Here is an 18,018-nt window from a genome sequence, read left to right as displayed (position 1 = left end):
TTGTTGAATATTCAACAGAGGTTAAAGAATGAATACAAAATTTTCAAAGCAGTATTTTACGATAGCTGTCTCGGCTGCAATTATAGGTAGTGCTTCTGTAGCGTTGCCTGCCGTTGTGTCGTTCAGCGATGCTACTGCCACATCTACTAGTGGTTCGTTTGTTGCGGACAACGCTATTGACAAAAATAAGAATACCCACTGGGAGGCTGCCGCCCGTGGTGCTTCCATAACTGCGAGATTCGGTAGCTGCCAGCGCGTAGATGATCTGGTGCTTAACTGGTACGGCACGAACAAGTATACCTACAGCGTACAGCTTTCCAAGGACAATGGTGCAACCTGGACTACTGTGGTTAGTAACACCTCTGGCAAAGGCAATGAAAACAAGCAAAACGTCACCGACCAACCCGCCAACGCGATCAAGATTGTGGGTGATACCGATTCGAGATTGCGTATCGACGAATTGAAAATTAATTCTCTGGGTTCGACCAATGGCTGTACGAGCAGTGGTACTTCCAATTCCTCAAATGGTGAGAGCAGTGATACTTCAAATCCCTCAAATGATGAGGTCTCAAGTGGTAACGCTCAGTACCCGGCCGATGTGCTTGACCTAAGCAAGTGGAAGATCACCCTGCCAATCAGCTTGAATTCTCCGCCCAACTCAAACAAAGCAACGGAAATTAAGCAGCCGCAACTCAAGACATACAGTAATTCAGAATATTTTCGTCTGAATGCTGCGAAGAATGGTGTGCTTTTTAAAGCGATCGCTGGGGGCGCACGTACAAGCACAAATACTGCTTACGCCCGTTCTGAACTGCGTGAAATGCAGGATGATGGAACGGAGTCCGCTGCCTGGAGCTGTACGAATACCGATCATGGCATGTACCTGGAACAGACCCTGTTGCACAGCACCACAAAGAAGCCGGAAGCCACCATTGCGCAGATCCATGACTCAAAAAACGACCTGATGATGGTAAAGTACTTCGGCCCGGACTTTGCCAACGGCTCGACGGACATCGGCAAGCTTGAAGCCCGCTTCAACAACGACACTACTACCAAGCTTCTCGACAGTACCTATAAGATCGGCGATCCGATGACTATCGACATTGCTGTTAGATCCGGTGGTAATGTTAACGTCACCTATAAAAACCTACGTTCAGGTGTAACCAGTAGTACTGGTACAGTGAAGATGACGGGTATCATCGGTTCCTGTTACTTCAAAGCGGGCATATATATTCAAGCTTGTTCAAAGACTGATATTTACGGTAACACTAACACTGTGTGTGTGAACAAAAACTTATCTGCTAATAAATACGAGACTGACCCTTACGCTTACGCGGAAATAGAAGTACGCAAAATTACCCTACGCTAATCCGCAGAAGCCTTCAGCTTTTGTGATGTCTGGCTTTCTTAATTTTAAATTTTGAATTTTGAATTTTGAATTTAATCACATTGTCTGTCTAATTTGTCAATACGTAAGTTCAATCATCATGGTTAACTACTCCAACTCAGACTACTTGCCCCCAATTCAAGACAACGAGTTTCTCCCGCCACTTGGTCGTTGGACTACTTGGGGCGGAATAGTTCTTGTCTGTGCTGTAGGGTTAGGCGTTCCACTCGCCTCTGTTATCAAATATAAAGTGACAGTTAAAGGACAGGCACTCGTCCGCCCTGCTGGTGAATTGCGGCTGGTTCAAGCTGCTACGGAAGGTCAAGTGACGCGGATCTTTGTTGCAGAGAATCAAGTTGTCAAAAAAGGGGATGTGATTGCTACTATTGACAACTCGAAGCTGCAAACCAAAAAGAGCCAACTGCAAAGTAACATTGGGCAAAGTCGTTTACAACTGTTTCAAATTAATGCCCAGATTAACGCCATTAATAGCCAGGTTTTAGCTGAAACTGAGCGCATCAACCGGGTTATTGCTGGTGCTGAAGCTGAATTAAGCGATCGCAGCCGGGACTATCAAGATAAAGTTATTACTACCGCTACTGATGTCCAAGAAGCAGATGCCAATGTCAAAGCTGCGGATGCTGGTCTGAAAGCAGCCCAGTCAAAGCGAAATCGTTATGAGACTGTAGCCAAAGCCGGAGCTTTGTCTCAAGATCAATTTGAGGAAGCACAACTAGCCGTTCGCCAGCAAGAACAAGCTTTTCAGGCAGCTAAAGCTAAATTGCAAAATGTCCAAACTGCTCTCAATCCTAGTAATGCACAAGTAGCGATCGCTTCTCAACGCATTGCCCAAGAAAAAGCTACAGGGAAAGCCAGTATTGCGACTTTAAATAAAGAACGCCTTGCTCTAATCCAGCAACGAATTGAAATCCAAAAACAGCTAGAGAGCGACACCCGCGAACTTCAACAAGTAAATATCGACCTCAGCCAGACTAGAATTACTGCCACAGCAGACGGAATCATTTCTAAATTAAACCTGCGAAACTCTGGTCAAACTGTGCCTGCTGGAGAGGAGATTGCCCAAATTGTCCCCGGTGATGTTCCCTTGGAGATTAAAGCAGCAGTAGCACTTCAGGATAAAAATAAGTTGAAACAAGGTCAAAAGGTACAAATGCGGGTTTCTGCTTGTCCTTATCCAGATTTTGGTACTCTCAAAGGCCAGGTTAAGACAATTTCCCCGGATGCGATTGCACCTCAAGGGAATGCTGCTAATACCACCGACACTACATCTGCCAATCAAAAAATGGCAGCCGTTGGTGCTTTTTATGGGGTAACAATTGAGCCAGAAAGCCTTTCTCTAGGTAGGGACAAACACCTGTGTGCGCTGCAATTGGGAATGGAAGGTACAGTTGATATTATTTCTAGAGAAGAGACTGTAATGCAATTCTTTTTGAGGAAGGCAAGGTTGATTGCAGACATTTAGGGCGATCGCATTGTAACTATTCGTAATTATGGCGTTGCATAGTTGCGGGATGATTTAGTAACTTCCAAAATTCTCCCCTTGCTTCCCCTGCCTCCCCTGCTTGCCCCAATTCATCCCACTGTTCTGCAACGCCGTAATTATTTCTAGCAATCCTACCGTGAATTTTCTATCTATCCTTATAAGAGGGTGTAGTTTACTTGCTGGTTATCTAATACCAATTTGAAAAAAGAATGCAACAGATACATACGGACATACCTTTGTTCTGTCTGGCTTTTTGAATTTTGAATTTTGAATTTTGAATTGGTATAAGGTGGCTTTGTTGCATGAAACAAAAAAAGACACACCTCTCTCAAAGCAATTTAGTAATTAGTCTTCCACTTTATAACTGTCTGGTTTGCCCAACTGGATCATGGGATTGAGAACTGCACATTGCAGGAATAACAAGGGCGGCTTGATTGTCGAAAAAGCGTCGCCGTAACTTGCCTGCAAAAATGATTTTGAAGCGAAACATGGCTGTTTCAGACAAAGAACGTCGATGATACTCGCTTTGTCGCGACCAAAAGCTTGCATCCAAGTTGACGCATTGAGCGCAGATTCTCGTCTTTAGGATGAGGAGGTGCCTGACAGAGCACGCTATCGCGACACAAAAACTTAATATAGCACTTCCTAAAATTCACTCTAACTTTATCAGAATGATACCCAGCCTGTTGACAATGCTTAGATATTCATAAGAGTATTTAAGTGATTTAACGGTTATTAAAGTAATTTTTGCTTACAAAATAAAACATAGCAATCCTAAATGAGTCGTGAAAAATATAAATAAGGAAACGAACCGCCAACGCGCAGCGTCTCGTTAGAGAAGAACGCCTTCTCTACGAGAGGCTTTTACCAACGTGTAGCGTCTCGTAGAGAAGGACACAAAGGGAGGAAAGAAAAAAGAGATATAGAATTTTCGCAAATGATTTAGGACTGCTATAGGTTACTAGCTGACACTACAAGACTGCTTGTAATTCGCAATTAAATTTTTTAATTACAAATTACAAGCTGACAAATTATTCAATTATTGCTATCGCTCAGATGTGGCAGTAGAAAGGCATCAGAGAGGGTAAGCGGGTAAATATTAATAGATATGTAAATTAATTTTAGAAGAGAACAAGTGTGTAAGCGTAGCCCGTCGTAGACATCGCCTAATATACAACGCAGTAACAAAGCAAGCATATTTCCAGATGATTGCTCACAAAAAATTTCATTAAAGCGCTTAACGCAGAAATAACTCATAAAAACTAATACTGAAGAAATGATGGCAAATTCAACTTTTAATCTTTCGGATCTCAACGGCACTAACGGCTTTGCCATCAACGGCATCAAGTCGGATGACGAATCAGGCGCATCTGTAAGTAGTGCAGGAGACATCAACGACGACGGCATCGACGACTTGATTATCGGGGCATATAATGCCTCCCCCAACGGCATCGCCTTCTCAGGGCAGAGCTACGTGGTGTTTGGCAGCAAGGGGGATTTTGATGCCCAATTCAACCTTTCGGATCTCAATGGCACTAACGGCTTTGCCATCAACGGCATCAATTCAAGTGACGGTTCAGGCTTCTCTGTGAGCAGTGCGGGAGACATCAACGGCGACGGCATCGACGACCTGATTATTGCGGCAATTGATGCCTCCGCCAACGGCATCAACATCTCAGGACAGAGCTACGTGGTGTTTGGCAGCAAGGGGGATTTTGATGCCCAATTCAACCTTTCGGATCTCAACGGCACTAACGGCTTTGCCATCAATGGGGCTTATACACGTACATTCACAAATATCTCTGTCAGTAGTGCGGGAGACATCAACGGCGACGGTATCGACGACCTAATTATCGGGACACCAGGTGTCTCCCTCAACGGCTCCTATGCCTCAGGGCAGAGCTACGTGGTGTTTGGTAAAAAGGGGAGTTTTGATGCCCAATTTAACCTTTCGGATCTCAATGGCACTAATGGCTTTGCCATCAACGGCATCAATTCAGGTGACAACTCAGGCTTCTCTGTAAGTAGTGCGGGAGACATCAACGGCGACGGTATCGACGACCTGATTATTGGGACACCAGGTGCCTCCCCCAACGGCATCACCTACTCAGGGCAGAGCTACGTGGTGTTTGGCAGTAAGGGGGGTTTTGATGCTCAACTCAACCTTTCCACCCTCAACGGTAGTAACGGCTTTGCCATCAACGGCATCAATGCATATGACGGTTTAGGTGAATCTGTAAGTAGTGCGGGAGACATCAACAGCGACGGCATCGACGACCTGATTATCGGGGCAAGAAGTGCCTACCCCAACGGCGGCATCAACGGCTCAGGGCAGAGCTACGTGGTGTTTGGCAGCAAAGGGGGTTTTGATGCTCAACTCAACCTTTCCACCCTCAACGGCACTAACGGCTTTGCTATCAATGGCATTAATGCATATGACTACTTAGGCGGTGGCTTCGGTGCGGGAGACATCAACAGCGACGGCATCGACGACCTGGTTATCGGATCAAGAAGTGCCTCCCTTGACGGCATTGCCTACTCAGAGCAGAACTACGTAGTGTTTGGCAGCAAGGGGGGTTTTGATGCTCAACTCAACCTCTCCACCCTCTACGGCACTAACGGCTTTGTCATCAACGGCATTAATGCATATAACTTCTTAGGCGGTGGCCGCAGTGCGGGAGACATTAACAGCGATGGCATCGACGACCTGATTATCGGGGCAAGAAGTGCCTCTCCTAACGGCAAAGACTCGGGGCAGAGCTATGTGGTGTTTGGGGGGAAGAATATAGGCGGTAACGGTACCATTAATCTGACAGGAACTGCTGGTACAGATACTCTTTTTGGCACAATTGGAAACAACATCATCGACGGTAAAGCTGGTAACGATACCCTGACAGGCAACAGCGGTCAAGATAAGTTTGTGTTTCACTCTGGCGATGGCAATGACATTATCACCGATTTTGCTGGCTTAGGTAAAGGCTCAAACCGATTATTAGCTGTGATTACTAATGTTGATACACTGCAATTTACAGGTAGTGGATTGACTGCAAAAAACCTGCAATTAACTCAAAACGGCAATAATCTAGAAGTCACTTTTGAAAATACAAGCAATACTAAAGTCATCCTGGAAAACTTCAAATTAGAAAATCTGGATAATTTACCCGCATCGGGTAATCAACTAGCAATCGGCAATATCCTGTTTGATGGACAGAGCAGCATCACTGACAGTTTTGATGTCTTGAATGCAAACTTAAATCCTAGTAGCATCTTCAATAAAAACACGGTTACATTCCTCAATGATTTGAATAATAACATCTCTGGTTTTGATAACTCCAATGATGTAATTAATGGTCAGGGGGGTAATGACAAGATTGATGGTAAGAGTGGCAATGACTATCTACGTGGAGGAGGAGGTAATGATACCCTCATTGGTGGTGCAGGTAACAACGTACTCACAGGTGGTACGGGTGCTGACAGATTCCTTTACAACATTGATGCTGCTTTTGTGGTGAGTAGTGTTGGTCTAGATACCATTAGTGACTTCAACAGTTCCCAAGGTGACAAGATTGTACTGGATAAGACTACCTTTGGTGCGATCGCTTCTACTCCCGGAACAGGTTTTAGTAACAAGAGTGATTTTCAAATCACAACTTCCGCCGGAACTAGCACGGCAAAAATTATCTACGACGCTGTGAGTGGGCAGTTGTTCTACAACCAAAATGGTAGCGCAGCTGGTTTTGGCAGTGGTGGTCTATTTGCAACTCTAACTGGTGCGCCAATTCTTATGGCATCAGATTTTGTGTTGCAAGCGTAGTTCATTCCAAACACGAAACTACTAGCTCGGAACTTTGAAATTGAATCCTTTACTAACAGCGCTGAACTACTTAGATAGACGAGTCATTTCAAATAATTGCTGGGCATTACTTCCTAAAAAAGCATCGAAAAGTACCTGCCCTCCAGATTCCACTTCTACTAGATAGCGCTGGGCAATTTCATAATAGGCGTAAGTCCAAGGAATCAGAATTTCTGCACCACTGTTATCATCTAACACCGTCACCATTTCTGTTACTGCTTGAGTTGCAGTTTGCCGCAAACCACAAGCAACATTTCCCTCTATCTCTGCTTTCATTGGTACACCCAGGTTAGCCAAACCACTGGCGGTAGTATCAATGTCTGGATATTCTGGGGTGTTTTGTCTGTTGACGTAGCCTGTAAAGTGGTTGACACCATATCCGTGCAGCAACACCCAAGCCCCATACTGAGTAACCTGATTCACTTCTTCGACAACAGAACGCTGGGGAGGTTGCCAAGGGCGGGTGAAGACTTGCTGGAGTTGTTTGGCAATGGTTTCAATGTTCCCGTCTTTTTGTAGAAGAGTAAGGGGTGAGTTCAGTTCATCTGGGATTGAAGATACTGTTTTAGAGATGAGTTGGGCAATATTAGCAGGCAATTCATCGACAATCAACTCGCTGATAAACAGTTTGGGTAAGTTAAATTCCTCTTGCTGCGGATGACGATAATGACGGGCATACAGATGAGTTTGAGCAAAAGTATACTCTCCAGTTGCCATGTAACCTAAAGCTTCTGCAAGTTGCCTCAGGTGGTCAATTCCCAAGTTAAGTTGACCCTGTGGACTATCTATTAATAAACGTAAAGACCGAAAGGCGATGTGGTCATTGGCGACAGTGCCACCCGCAGTAGTAATCATTTGCTGGTAGGTACGGGCATGATTTACCCTAGTGCTGTATTCTTGCCAAAGTAATTTCCATAAATGAAGGGCAATTTCGGTTTTCATAAAGCATTAGTCAATAGTAAAGATAATTCGCCATCTCTGCACAAGTGAATGTTTAGAAGTGTGGATTTAATAACCTGCAATTGTGGCTCTTGTTATGCCCTGGCTATTTAGTAACATACTGCATCTTTATTAATTAAACAGTCAGATACTTGCTGAACCAGTTAGCGACTGTCTCTTGAAGTATCGCAATGTCTTGTCGCTGTTCTGGCGAAATATCTGTTGCTGCTGATTTAATGTGATGCGCCAAATACCTGAAGGTTTGCATTGATAGCCGTTCCGACTGGTTCAATTGTTCATATTGTCTTAAGAGCGCAGCATAAAGTTTTTCCGTATCGCTGACCTTATATATCTCGTCTTGCATACCATGCACGAATAAGGTAGCAGGAAGAGGATTTATTTTGGTTATTTCTTCCGCACGGACTATAAAATCTAGGCGTTGTTTCGCTACTTCTGATTTCTCAGACCAAGAATATTTTTTATGCTTCTCCTCTACCCAAGGGTACTGCTCCTTAAGAAAAGAATAGGTTTCTTGTACAATACGCTCATAACTATTTACAGCAGTATCTAGGTTTTTAGTTATTCCAGCTAGTACAGCAGCAGCAATTGGAATTTTACTTTCTAATAGCGCCAGTAGAGCTGTAAAGCCACCTGCTGAAAAGCCGAACAAACCAATGCCTTTGTTCGGGTCAATGCTGAAACGCTGCTGTAGCGCCTTAACCACTTCTGGTAGCTCATGTGTAGCTTGTTCGACTATCGGTAGTAGTAGTCTGAGTACATAGTCATCAATCTGGCGACGCATAAGTTCGTCAGTGCCGCCTTCTGGAAGCCGTTGACCAAAAAGCGGCAGTCCCAGGTAGGCTTTCCAAGCTTCGACGCTTTCTAGAGGCAATGTCTCAGCAAGTACTTTTTCGCTGTCAGGCGGGCCGAAGCCATGCCAGAGGATGATGAGTGGAGCAGGTCTGTCTGTATTCGTAGGCGGACGTACCAGAACAGGTACACCTGCTAATTCTAATGAATTTAGACTAGACATATCCTAGATCCTGATTAAATCCACTTTCCTTAGCAGCTTAACACTTCGCTGATAATTTGAAGGGCTATCTGAATTTGGTCGCTGTCGATAACTAGAGGGGGACAGAAACGAATTGCTGCTTTACCGCAACCTAGTAACAATAAACCGTGTAAAAAAGCTTCTTGAATAATGCGATCGCGCAATTTATAATTGAGATTACCCTGTTCATCCAATAAATCTACCGCTATCATCAAACCCTTACCTCGTGGCGGCGATACTCTCGGAAATCTTTGATGCAACTCGGTAAGACTAGCTTGTAATAATTCTCCCATTTGGGTAGCGTTGGTCATCAAACCACTTTCTAGCAATCGCAGTGTAGCAATACCAGCAGCACAAGCTACGGGATTACCGCCAAATGTTGTAGCGTGAGAACCAGGAGGCCAAGTCATTAACTCTGGTCTGGCTAGTATCGCTCCTAATGGCATACCACTGGCGATACCTTTAGCAGTAGTAATGATATCAGGCATCACACCCCAATGCTCGATCGCAAATAAGCGACCAGTCCGCCCCATCCCCGCTTGTACTTCATCCACTACCATCAGAATACCGTGGCGATCGCATATCTCCCGAATCCGCTGCAAAAAACCATCTTCGGGTACGATATATCCACCCTCTCCTTGAATTGGTTCGACTACGATCGCCGCCACTTCTTGCGGTGGTAAAATTGTGCTAAACAACTGTTTTTCCAAGTAATCTAAGCTAGCGTGAGTGCCGTAGGAGATATGAGTTACCCCAGGAACTAAAGGCCCAAAATTAGCTCGCTGCACTGCTTTGGAACCAGTGAGAGACATTGCCCCATAAGTGCGTCCGTGAAATGCGCCTAAGAATGCTACGATTAGTGATCGCTTGGTGTAATATCGAGCTAGTTTAATTGCTCCTTCGTTGGATTCTGCCCCGGAATTGGTGAAAAATATCTTTGCGGGAAACGTAGTATCACTTTGTGGGTGAGGAAAAGGGGCGCGAATTGCTAATTGTTCCGCTAGTTCCACCATTGGTTCATAATAAAAATCCGTCCCTGACATGTGTAGCAGACGCACCGACTGTTCTTGAATTGCCTTGACAACTTCCGGGTGAGCGTGTCCGGTGGCGGTGACAGCAATACCTGCGGTCATATCCAGAAATACATTGCCATCCACATCTTCTACCATACAGCCCTGCCCGCGAGATACAACTAATGGGTAATCGCGGGTGTAAGAAGGAGAAGTTACGGCGCGATCGCGTTGTACAATTGCTTGAGCACGAGGCCCAGGTAAGGAAGTTACTAAACGGGGTATACAAGGTAAATTTAGGTTAATAGGGATACTTAACATAATTTTTTCAATTTTTTAAAGATTACTGATGATTAAACGCTAAAGCTTGATTGCTTACAGTAGCATTTGATTCCATTGCTGTAAGAATTACGCATTTACCGAAAAATTAGAGTATGCGTTAGCGATCGTGAAAAATTACAAATACTTTTTCTTGAATCCTTAGAGATATTTAACGAAAAAGCTTCATGGTAAAGACTTTCGTATTTTTTTTAAACTCTTGCCCGCTTTTATAACACACATTTTCCAGGTGCGTAGGCGTAACCCGCTGTAGGCATCGCATCCACAAGAGAATGGCTATATGCAAAAATTAATAAAAGTCTCTGAGATAATCAACCAATGACTTGGGTATCTGGACAAAAGTTACACCGCGATCAGTATGAAATTAAACAAAATTTAAGACAGGAGAACTTTGCTATTACTTACCTTGCTGAGAATCGAGGTAGCAATAATGTTGTAATTAAAACATTGGATTCCAATTTGCTTAATCAATTAAGTAACGAAGACCGCGATCGCTTAAAATCAGGTTTTGCAGATGAATCCCGTAAACTAGCAATATGCAAACATCCGAATATTGTCCAAGTCATTGATACCTTCGAGTCAGGTGATTTAAAATGCATGGTCATGGAGTATATTCCAGGAGATAATTTAGCCCAGATTGTCCAACCGCGAGGATTTCTCCCTGAAAAAGAGGCTTTAGATTACATCCAACAAATTGGAAAAGCACTCATAGTAGTGCATGAACAAGGATTTTTGCATCGAAATGTGAAACCAGAAAATATTATTTTGCGGGCGGGTACGCATCTGGTTGTTTTGATAAACTTCGACTTAGCACGAAGATTCGTTGATAACCCAGTGTCAAGTCGCGGTAACTTAGTTGATAAATTTACACCAATTGAACTGTATTCCAACTCTCCTAGACAACAGGCGCGACGTAAACCTTGGACTGATATTTATTCTCTTGCTGCAACTTTATATTTTTTATTAACAGGAAAACTGCCAGAAAGTGCTATTGAGCGCCAAGATAACAATAAGCGTTTAATTCCACCTAAGGAATTGAATGATAAGATTAGCGATCGCGTCAATCAAGCGATTCTCCACGCAATGGAACTACAACCCGACAACCGTCCCGAAACAGTAGAAGACTGGTTAAAAGAATTGGGTTGGAGAAGGAGATTTGCTTTTCCTAGTTTGGGAAATAAACGTTTACAGATACTGCTAGCAGCAATACTCGCAGTTGCCGCACTTGCAACTAAGATAGAACCTTTGATTTCAGCACTTAATAATGGTGTTCAATTGATTGATAGATTTTTCTCAAGTCCATCAACACCGACCAATCCTTCAACACAACAAACGCCATCATCCCCCACTCAACCACAAAATAGGTAATAAGCAACCAGCTACGCCTACGCAATAGTTAGTTTTGAAGTCGCATTTGTTGCTTTTGCGACTCCAAAAGTTAGTTTTAAAGTCGCATTTGTTACTTTTGCAACTCCAAAAGTTAGTTTTAAAGTCGCATTTGTTGCTTTTGCGACTCCAATAGTTAGTTTTAAAGTCACATTTGTTGCTTTTGCGACTCCAAAAGTTAGTTTTGAAGTCGCATTTGTTGCTTTTGCGACTGCAATAGTTAGTTTTGAAGTCACATTTGTTGCTTTTGCGACTCCAATAGTTATTTTAGCAATAGCCAGAAAACCTCAATCTTCGTCTCTGCGCCTCTGCGTGAGCTATCCATCTTCTAATTCACCAACGTCAACTACCATAACTCACAAAAAGCGTGTCAGAATCAACATTAGCCATCAATAAATGTGGGTATATGTTCTGGCAAAACGGACAGCTAATACATAACGGCAAATACAAAATAGAAAAACAGTTGAGTGGTGGCGGTTTTGCAGTTACCTACCAAGCAATGCATACCAAGCAAAACCGCCGAGTCGTCATCAAAACCCCCAACATCAGCGTCCAACGAGATCCAGATTATCCCAAATATGTTGAACGCTTCAAAAAAGAAGCACGGATGCTAGCAATGTGTTGTACAGACTCACATCCCCATATTGTGCAAGTATTCGACTTTTTTGTTGAAGAAGATGGTTGCTACTGCTTAGAGATGCAATATATAGCAGGCAAGAGTTTATGGGAATACGTACAACGCCAAGGGAAATTACCTGAAACTGAAGCTGTAAAATACATCCGCCAAATGGGTTTAGCTTTGGTAGAGGTACATAAAAAAGGAGTCTTTCATCTCGATGTCACTCCCCCCAATATTATGCTCAACTTTAATTCAGAGATTCCTAACTCAGGCAAAGCAGTATTAATTGACTTTGGTATTGCCAGCGATATGTCCCCACCGAGTACATTGTCTAGGTCTTTTGGGAACAAAGTATTTGCACCGTATGAGTTACGCAAAGGGATTCGTCACCCAACAGTTGATGTCTACTGTTTAGCTGGATCTTTGTACTATGCCATCACTGGACAACGCCCCACCAATTCCTTTGACCGCAAGTATGAGCAAGAGGAATTAGTATCACCAAAGCAACTTGTCCCTAGTCTTAGTGATGCTGTAAATGAAGCGATTCTGCAAGGCATGGCATTAGAGGCAAAAGACCGACCCCAGACAATGGAAGAGTGGTTGAATTTACTCCCCACATCTGAAGCTAATCTAACAGAATTGATATTAGCTTCAGATGTGGGGGTAGATTACCAAAATCTAGAAAATTTGCTCAAAGCGGGTCAATGGAAAGCAGCAAACCAAGAAACCACCAGAGTCATGCTGAAAGTAGCCAAAAGAGAACAGCAAGGCTGGCTTAATTATGAATCCATTGAAAATTTTCCCTGCACAGATTTACGCACAATTGACCAATTGTGGGTAAAATACAGCAATGGTCATTTTGGCTTTAGCGTACAAAAACGCATTTGGTTAGAATGCGGTGGCAAAGTAGATTATGAAACGGAGTGTCTTTTGGGCGATCGCTTAGGCTGGCGCAATAATGAAGGCTGGGTAAAGGATAATGAATACAACTATTCGCTAGACTCTACCCAGGGGCATCTCCCTGTGGCGCCATTAAGAAAATTGATAACAGACTCTACCCAGGGGCATCTCCCTGTGGCGCCATTAAAAACTTGGGGGCTTATAGAGACAGCACTGTACTTTTCAGCAAGACAGCACAATTACCGGGTATTTCTTCTCTCGCGTCCAGACTTGTAAATTGTAATGTATAAAGGTTTACGAGATTTCTAAAACTTTGTGAACAAGATATATTCCACGAAGCCTTGCGGGTTCTAGCTTTTCGTTACTTGGAACTGTTTAAATAAGCGAGGTACTCAGGCGCACGCTTTGCAAACACAAAAAGCCGCAATCAATATTAGATTAGGATATAAATTCAATACCCAGTTTTTCAACCATGTAAATACAGGGATAATAATGACTATTAAAGAACAAATTAACCAAGAACTAGAAAAATTACCTGAACCCTTATTGCAGGAAATTTTAGACTTTGTGCAATTTTTGCAAGTCAAACATGAAAAAAATAGTATATCTTCAGACAGCCAACCTGCTCAAACGCTTACAACAGAGCACACCTTAACAGGTTCTACTGCTGAAGATTTATTAGAATTTGTGGGCAGTTGGGAAGGTTCAGATATTAGAGAATGCCTGCAACTAGTTCATGACAGTCGGATACCTCTAGAATTGTAATTATGTATCTATTGGATACTAATCACTGTTCCTTTTTGATGGAAGGGATGCCTAGTGTTGTGAATCACTTGCGATCGCTTGGTCAGGTACAATTAGCAACTAGTGTTATTGTTGCTGGTGAGTTGCACTTTATGGCGCAAAATTCACATCAAAAAGCTGCTAATTTAATAAAAATCAATGCATTTATCAAACGAATTAACCTATACGGGATCGACAAAGAAACAACAGAAATATACGGTGATTTTAAATCAGAAATTATCAAACAATTTGGTCCAAAAGAAAAAAATAAACGTAAAACAACTAAATTGAATACCATAGGCATTAGTGAAAATGACCTCTGGATAGCTGCTACAGTTTTACGTCATTCATTGACTCTTGTTTCATCTGACAGCGACTTCAAGCGAATGCGACAAGTAAGAGAAATTTCTTGGGAAAGTTGGGTATAAATTAGCAGACTAAAAAAATATCCAATTTACATCCACTCAACTAAAAAACTTCTCCACGCATCTCACAAATATCTCCACACCCATTCCCAAATTTAGTTTAATAGGAATACTTAACATAATTTGTTTCTATTTTTTAAAGATTACTGATGATTAAACGCTAAAAATTGATTATTTTCAGTAGCATTTGATTCCATTTCTGTAGGAATTACGCATTTACTGAAAAATCAGAGTATACGTCAGCGACTCAGGAAAAATACAGCTAATTTTTCCTGAGTCATCAAAGATATTTAACAAAAAAGCTTGATGGTAAGCCGTTTCGTATTGTTTAAGACTCTTGCCCGTTTTTATAACACAACTTTTAGAAAATGTTCCCTATTCCCTGTTCCCTCTATAGGAATCACCAACTTCCCCTATTGCTGTAAAACTGAAACCGTCCAAAGCCGAGAAATTGACCGTGAGATTTTTCACCCACAGGGAATGCTGTAACACCCAATAAGTAAACACCAGAAAAGCTGGGATTACTCACAGGGCGAAGGGCGATTGTAATTGTCTGTCCTGGAGTTACAGGTGGATCAAAGATTACAGAAACAGTGCGTGTCTTGCTCTCGCCTATGACTGAACCTAGTTGCAGTTGCGTTTCTTTGTGATCGCGTGTGCCGACAAATGCATGGGTATCATCAAGATTGTAGCGGATGTTTTCCGATCCCTCTTTTTGGGCGATCGTTACCTTCTGAAGGGATTCTCCAGCATTCTCCGGCAGATTGATAGTGAAATAGTAAGTTGCGCCCCAAACATTCACCTCGTTGTAAGTAGTTGTCGCCTTAACAAGTGTCGGCGGTTGGACGAAATAGACTAGGCCATCTCTAAGCTGCACAGCTTGAGTCACCGGAAGCGTAACTTCTCCAATACCTATTGCTAACGAAAGTGTTATTCCAAACAAAGTTGCAAGGCGCATGATTCAGATATAAAAAAACGCACTTATTCTCATTCTAATTCCTTGGGAATCAATGACTTAGGAATGATAGAAGCTTGTTTTTCCCCAACCGAAGATTTCGTGTACCACCAAGCCCAAGCAATTAAAACAGCTTGAAAGGGAAGTCTAACTACGTGTACCCAAGGTGAATTTGGTATATGTTCTAGCTGAATATGATTAACCGCCATGTTGATGTTGGCAGGGAAAACCGCAATAAAAAGAGCAATAAGTCCCCAAGCAGCAGCTTGACTTACAGGCGGAACTAATAACCCAATACCACCCAAAATTTCATAAAAACCACTGAGATAAACTAATCCTAAAGGGTAAGGAAGTTGCGGTGGCATAATTTTGACATAAGGTTCTGGAATTACAAAGTGTGTCACTCCAACCACAATGATGGATATAGCAAGGATGACACGTAATATTTCCTTATACTTCTTCATGGTTTTTGCTTCATTATATACTTGCCCCTATTACTTCAGTTTGACTGACAGTTGTTAATCTGCCTTGAGTCAATAGGAGTAAAATTGACAAGATTTTTCAAAAATTACCTGTTATTAACACTTTCATCCATAAAAAATATGAGCGATGCCTTTAGCCGACTTGCACCCTTCATCCAAGAATATATTTATCATCACCAGTGGACTGAATTACGTCCAGTTCAAATTGCCGCTTGTCAAGTTATATTTGACACTGATGCTCACTTGCTAGTTACTGCTGCAACTGCTGCTGGTAAAACAGAAGCAGCTTTTCTACCAGTTTTGACTCTATTACATACCAACCCTGCTGCCACCATCGGCGCATTATATATTAGTCCAATCAAAGCTTTAATTAACGATCAATTTGAGCGTCTTAACGACTTACTCAAAGAAGCAGATATTCCAGTTTGGCACTGGCACGGCGATGTTTCGCAAACTAGAAAAAACAAGCTTTTAAAAAATCCGCAAGGCATTCTTCAAATTACCCCAGAATCTTTAGAAAGTTTGCTAATTAACAAAAATCAAGACCTACCTCGCTTATTTGGTGATTTAAGGTTTGTCATCATTGATGAAATTCACGCCTTTATCGGTTCAGAACGCGGTTGTCAAATTATTTGCCAATTACAACGTTTAGCGAAGTTGACGCAAAAACAACCGCGTCGTATTGGTTTGTCGGCAACTCTTGGTGATTACTCCATAGCTGAAGATTGGCTACATTCGGGAACAGATAAGCCAGTAATTACACCAAAAGTTGACGGTATAAAACGCCAAATAAAACTAGCTGTAGAACATTTTTATATTACTGATGAAGTAGATGAATCAGAGGCGACAGCTGATAAACAATATATTTTCAACCTCAGCAAGTCTCGCAAATGCTTGATATTTGCTAATAATCGCACACGAACCGAATCTGTAATTGCATCTTTGCGACAAATTGCCAAAAAACAAGGACTACCAGATATATATCATGTACATCATGGGAGTATATCTGCTAGTTTACGGCAAGCTGCTGAAAATGCGATGCGTCAACCCAACAATCCAGCTGTTACCGCCGCCACTTTGACTCTAGAATTAGGGATAGATATCGGTTATTTAGAGCGAGTGATTCAGTTAGAATCACCCTTATCTGTAGCTAGCTTTTTACAACGCTTGGGACGCAGTGGTAGAAGAGGTGAAGCTGCTGATATGCGTTTTGTATGCACTGAAGAGAAGCCATTATCAGAAGCTTCTCTGCCAGAACAAATCCCTTGGCAACTTTTACAGTGTATTGCGATCGTTCAACTTTATTTAGAGGAACAATGGATTGAACCAATTAGACCAATTAAATATCCTTTGAGTTTGCTTTATCACCAAACAATGAGTATTTTAACAGCCGCAGGAGAAATTTCAGCTAATGCTTTAGCTAAACAAATTTTTAGTCTGCCGCCCTTTGCTACGATTTCTAAAGAGGATTTACAACTATTACTACGTTATTTAATTGATATTGGTCATATTCAGCATACTGAACAAGGTAAATTAATCCTGGGTTTGGCAGGAGAAAAGGTGGTGAGGAAATTTCAGTTTTATGCTGTCTTTGCTGAACAGCAAGAATACATTGTTAAACAAGGTACAACAGAAATTGGCAGTATTGTCACGCCACTTCCTGTTGGTAATCAATTTGCTTTAGCTGGGAGAACTTGGGAAGTCGTAGAAGTTGACTTTCAAAAAAAGGCTATTTTTGTTAAACAAGCTGAGGGTAAAGCTAGTATTTATTGGCGTGGTGGTAGTGGTACTATTCATACCAAAGTTTTGCAACGAATGCAGCAAGTCTTATTTGAGAATATCGAGTATAGTTACTTACAAAAAAATGCTTTGCAACGTTTGCGTCAAGTTCGTCAATTGGTTCAGCAGGTTGGATTAGATAAGCAGAATATTTTGCAATTAGAAAAAGGTAAATGTTGCATTTTTCCTTGGATGGGTACGGTTGCTTATCGTACCTTAGAAAGATTACTCAACTCCTACTGCCGGGAATCGTTAGAAATTACAAGTATTGGTGGAATAAATCCCTATTATTTGATAATTAAATTAGGCAAAGATAAATTTAAATATCTTTATCGTGAAATTACTTCATTATGTGAACAAAGAATTACCTCAGAAGATTTAGTTAGTACTTCAGAAGCGCCGGAAATTCAAAAATATGATGGTTTTATTCCTCATTCACTTTTATGGAAAGCTTTTGCTAACGATTATTTGGATATGAGGGAACTGAAACAGCAAGTGGCATTGTGGAAAGAGTAAAAAAATAATTCGTAATTCTTATAAAGAGCTATTTTTTAATTAATTTCTTGAGCGATCGCAAATCATAATTTAAAATTTTTCCAGTATTCA

At 42.0% G+C, this 18,018-nt stretch carries 14 protein-coding genes and 1 pseudogene; 8 read left to right on the top strand and 7 right to left on the bottom strand.

The features are described from left to right. Window positions 1-28 precede the first annotated feature (28 nt). Complete coding sequence (locus V7K56_RS23955; protein ID WP_334914273.1) at window positions 29-1,369, top strand: polysaccharide lyase family 7 protein; 1,341 nt, start codon at window positions 29-31, stop codon at window positions 1,367-1,369. 118 nt (window positions 1,370-1,487) lie between these two features. Further along, window positions 1,488-2,870: an HlyD family secretion protein gene (locus V7K56_RS23950; RefSeq protein ID WP_334914271.1), complete on the top strand. Its 1,383-nt coding sequence runs from the start codon at window positions 1,488-1,490 to the stop codon at window positions 2,868-2,870. Between the two features lie 366 nt (window positions 2,871-3,236). On the opposite strand, the pseudogene V7K56_RS23945 reads toward V7K56_RS23950, so the two are convergent. Next, window positions 3,237-3,496: pseudogene (locus V7K56_RS23945) on the bottom strand (IS5/IS1182 family transposase); the annotation flags it as partial. A gap of 674 nt (window positions 3,497-4,170) precedes the next feature. Here V7K56_RS23945 and V7K56_RS23940 point away from each other — a divergent pair. Further along, window positions 4,171-6,705 carry a beta strand repeat-containing protein gene (locus V7K56_RS23940; RefSeq protein ID WP_442940157.1) on the top strand — a complete coding sequence of 845 codons (2,535 nt, stop codon included), beginning with the start codon at window positions 4,171-4,173 and terminating at the stop codon, window positions 6,703-6,705. Window positions 6,706-6,771: 66 nt separating this feature from the next. Here the strand turns inward: V7K56_RS23940 and V7K56_RS23935 are convergent, their stop codons facing one another. The 3 genes from V7K56_RS23935 to V7K56_RS23925 all read right to left on the bottom strand — a co-directional run bounded on the left by V7K56_RS23935 (window position 6,772) and on the right by V7K56_RS23925 (window position 10,065). Beyond that, window positions 6,772-7,686 carry a DUF1338 domain-containing protein gene (locus tag V7K56_RS23935; RefSeq protein ID WP_334914267.1) on the bottom strand — a complete coding sequence of 305 codons (915 nt, stop codon included), beginning with the start codon at window positions 7,684-7,686 and terminating at the stop codon, window positions 6,772-6,774. A gap of 133 nt (window positions 7,687-7,819) precedes the next feature. Next, entirely contained in the window at window positions 7,820-8,716 is an 897-nt protein-coding gene (locus V7K56_RS23930; protein WP_334914265.1) for an alpha/beta hydrolase family protein, read from the bottom strand. Between the two features lie 29 nt (window positions 8,717-8,745). After that, window positions 8,746-10,065: an acetyl ornithine aminotransferase family protein gene (locus tag V7K56_RS23925; protein ID WP_334914263.1), complete on the bottom strand. Its 1,320-nt coding sequence runs from the start codon at window positions 10,063-10,065 to the stop codon at window positions 8,746-8,748. 336 nt (window positions 10,066-10,401) lie between these two features. On the opposite strand from V7K56_RS23925, the gene V7K56_RS23920 reads away from it, so the two are divergent. Next, entirely contained in the window at window positions 10,402-11,451 is a 1,050-nt protein-coding gene (locus tag V7K56_RS23920) for a serine/threonine protein kinase (protein ID WP_334914261.1), read from the top strand. Between the two features lie 17 nt (window positions 11,452-11,468). Here V7K56_RS23920 and V7K56_RS23915 read toward each other — a convergent pair whose 3' ends face one another. Beyond that, window positions 11,469-11,705, bottom strand: a complete 237-nt coding sequence (locus V7K56_RS23915; RefSeq protein WP_334914259.1) for a hypothetical protein — start codon at window positions 11,703-11,705, stop codon at window positions 11,469-11,471. A 170-nt stretch (window positions 11,706-11,875) separates the two neighbouring features. Here V7K56_RS23915 and V7K56_RS23910 point away from each other — a divergent pair, with 170 nt between their 5' ends. From V7K56_RS23910 to V7K56_RS23900, 3 genes are all read left to right on the top strand, one after another. After that, a complete protein-coding gene (locus V7K56_RS23910) occupies window positions 11,876-13,264 on the top strand; it encodes a serine/threonine-protein kinase (protein ID WP_334914257.1) in 1,389 nt (462 codons plus the stop codon). Window positions 13,265-13,480: 216 nt separating this feature from the next. Beyond that, window positions 13,481-13,753, top strand: coding sequence for a DUF2281 domain-containing protein (locus tag V7K56_RS23905; RefSeq protein ID WP_334914255.1), 273 nt, complete (start codon window positions 13,481-13,483; stop codon window positions 13,751-13,753). Window positions 13,754-13,755: 2 nt separating this feature from the next. Next, a complete protein-coding gene (locus tag V7K56_RS23900; protein ID WP_334914253.1) occupies window positions 13,756-14,199 on the top strand; it encodes a type II toxin-antitoxin system VapC family toxin in 444 nt (147 codons plus the stop codon). 397 nt (window positions 14,200-14,596) lie between these two features. Here V7K56_RS23900 and V7K56_RS23895 read toward each other — a convergent pair whose 3' ends face one another. Continuing rightward, a complete protein-coding gene (locus tag V7K56_RS23895) occupies window positions 14,597-15,154 on the bottom strand; it encodes a DUF2808 domain-containing protein (protein ID WP_334914251.1) in 558 nt (185 codons plus the stop codon). A 29-nt stretch (window positions 15,155-15,183) separates the two neighbouring features. After that, window positions 15,184-15,615 (bottom strand): DoxX family protein, encoded by a 432-nt coding sequence (locus V7K56_RS23890; protein WP_334914249.1) that lies wholly within the window; start codon window positions 15,613-15,615, stop codon window positions 15,184-15,186. A 138-nt stretch (window positions 15,616-15,753) separates the two neighbouring features. On the opposite strand from V7K56_RS23890, the gene V7K56_RS23885 reads away from it, so the two are divergent. Continuing rightward, entirely contained in the window at window positions 15,754-17,928 is a 2,175-nt protein-coding gene (locus tag V7K56_RS23885) for a DEAD/DEAH box helicase (protein WP_334914247.1), read from the top strand. The last annotated feature ends 90 nt before the right edge of the window (window positions 17,929-18,018 follow it).

It is taken from the genome of Nostoc sp. (assembly GCF_036917535.1).
In the GTDB taxonomy this organism is placed as follows: domain Bacteria; phylum Cyanobacteriota; class Cyanobacteriia; order Cyanobacteriales; family Nostocaceae; genus Nostoc.
The sequence above is the reverse complement of the archived record's forward strand: the minus strand, read 5'-3'. Positions and strand labels throughout refer to the sequence as shown.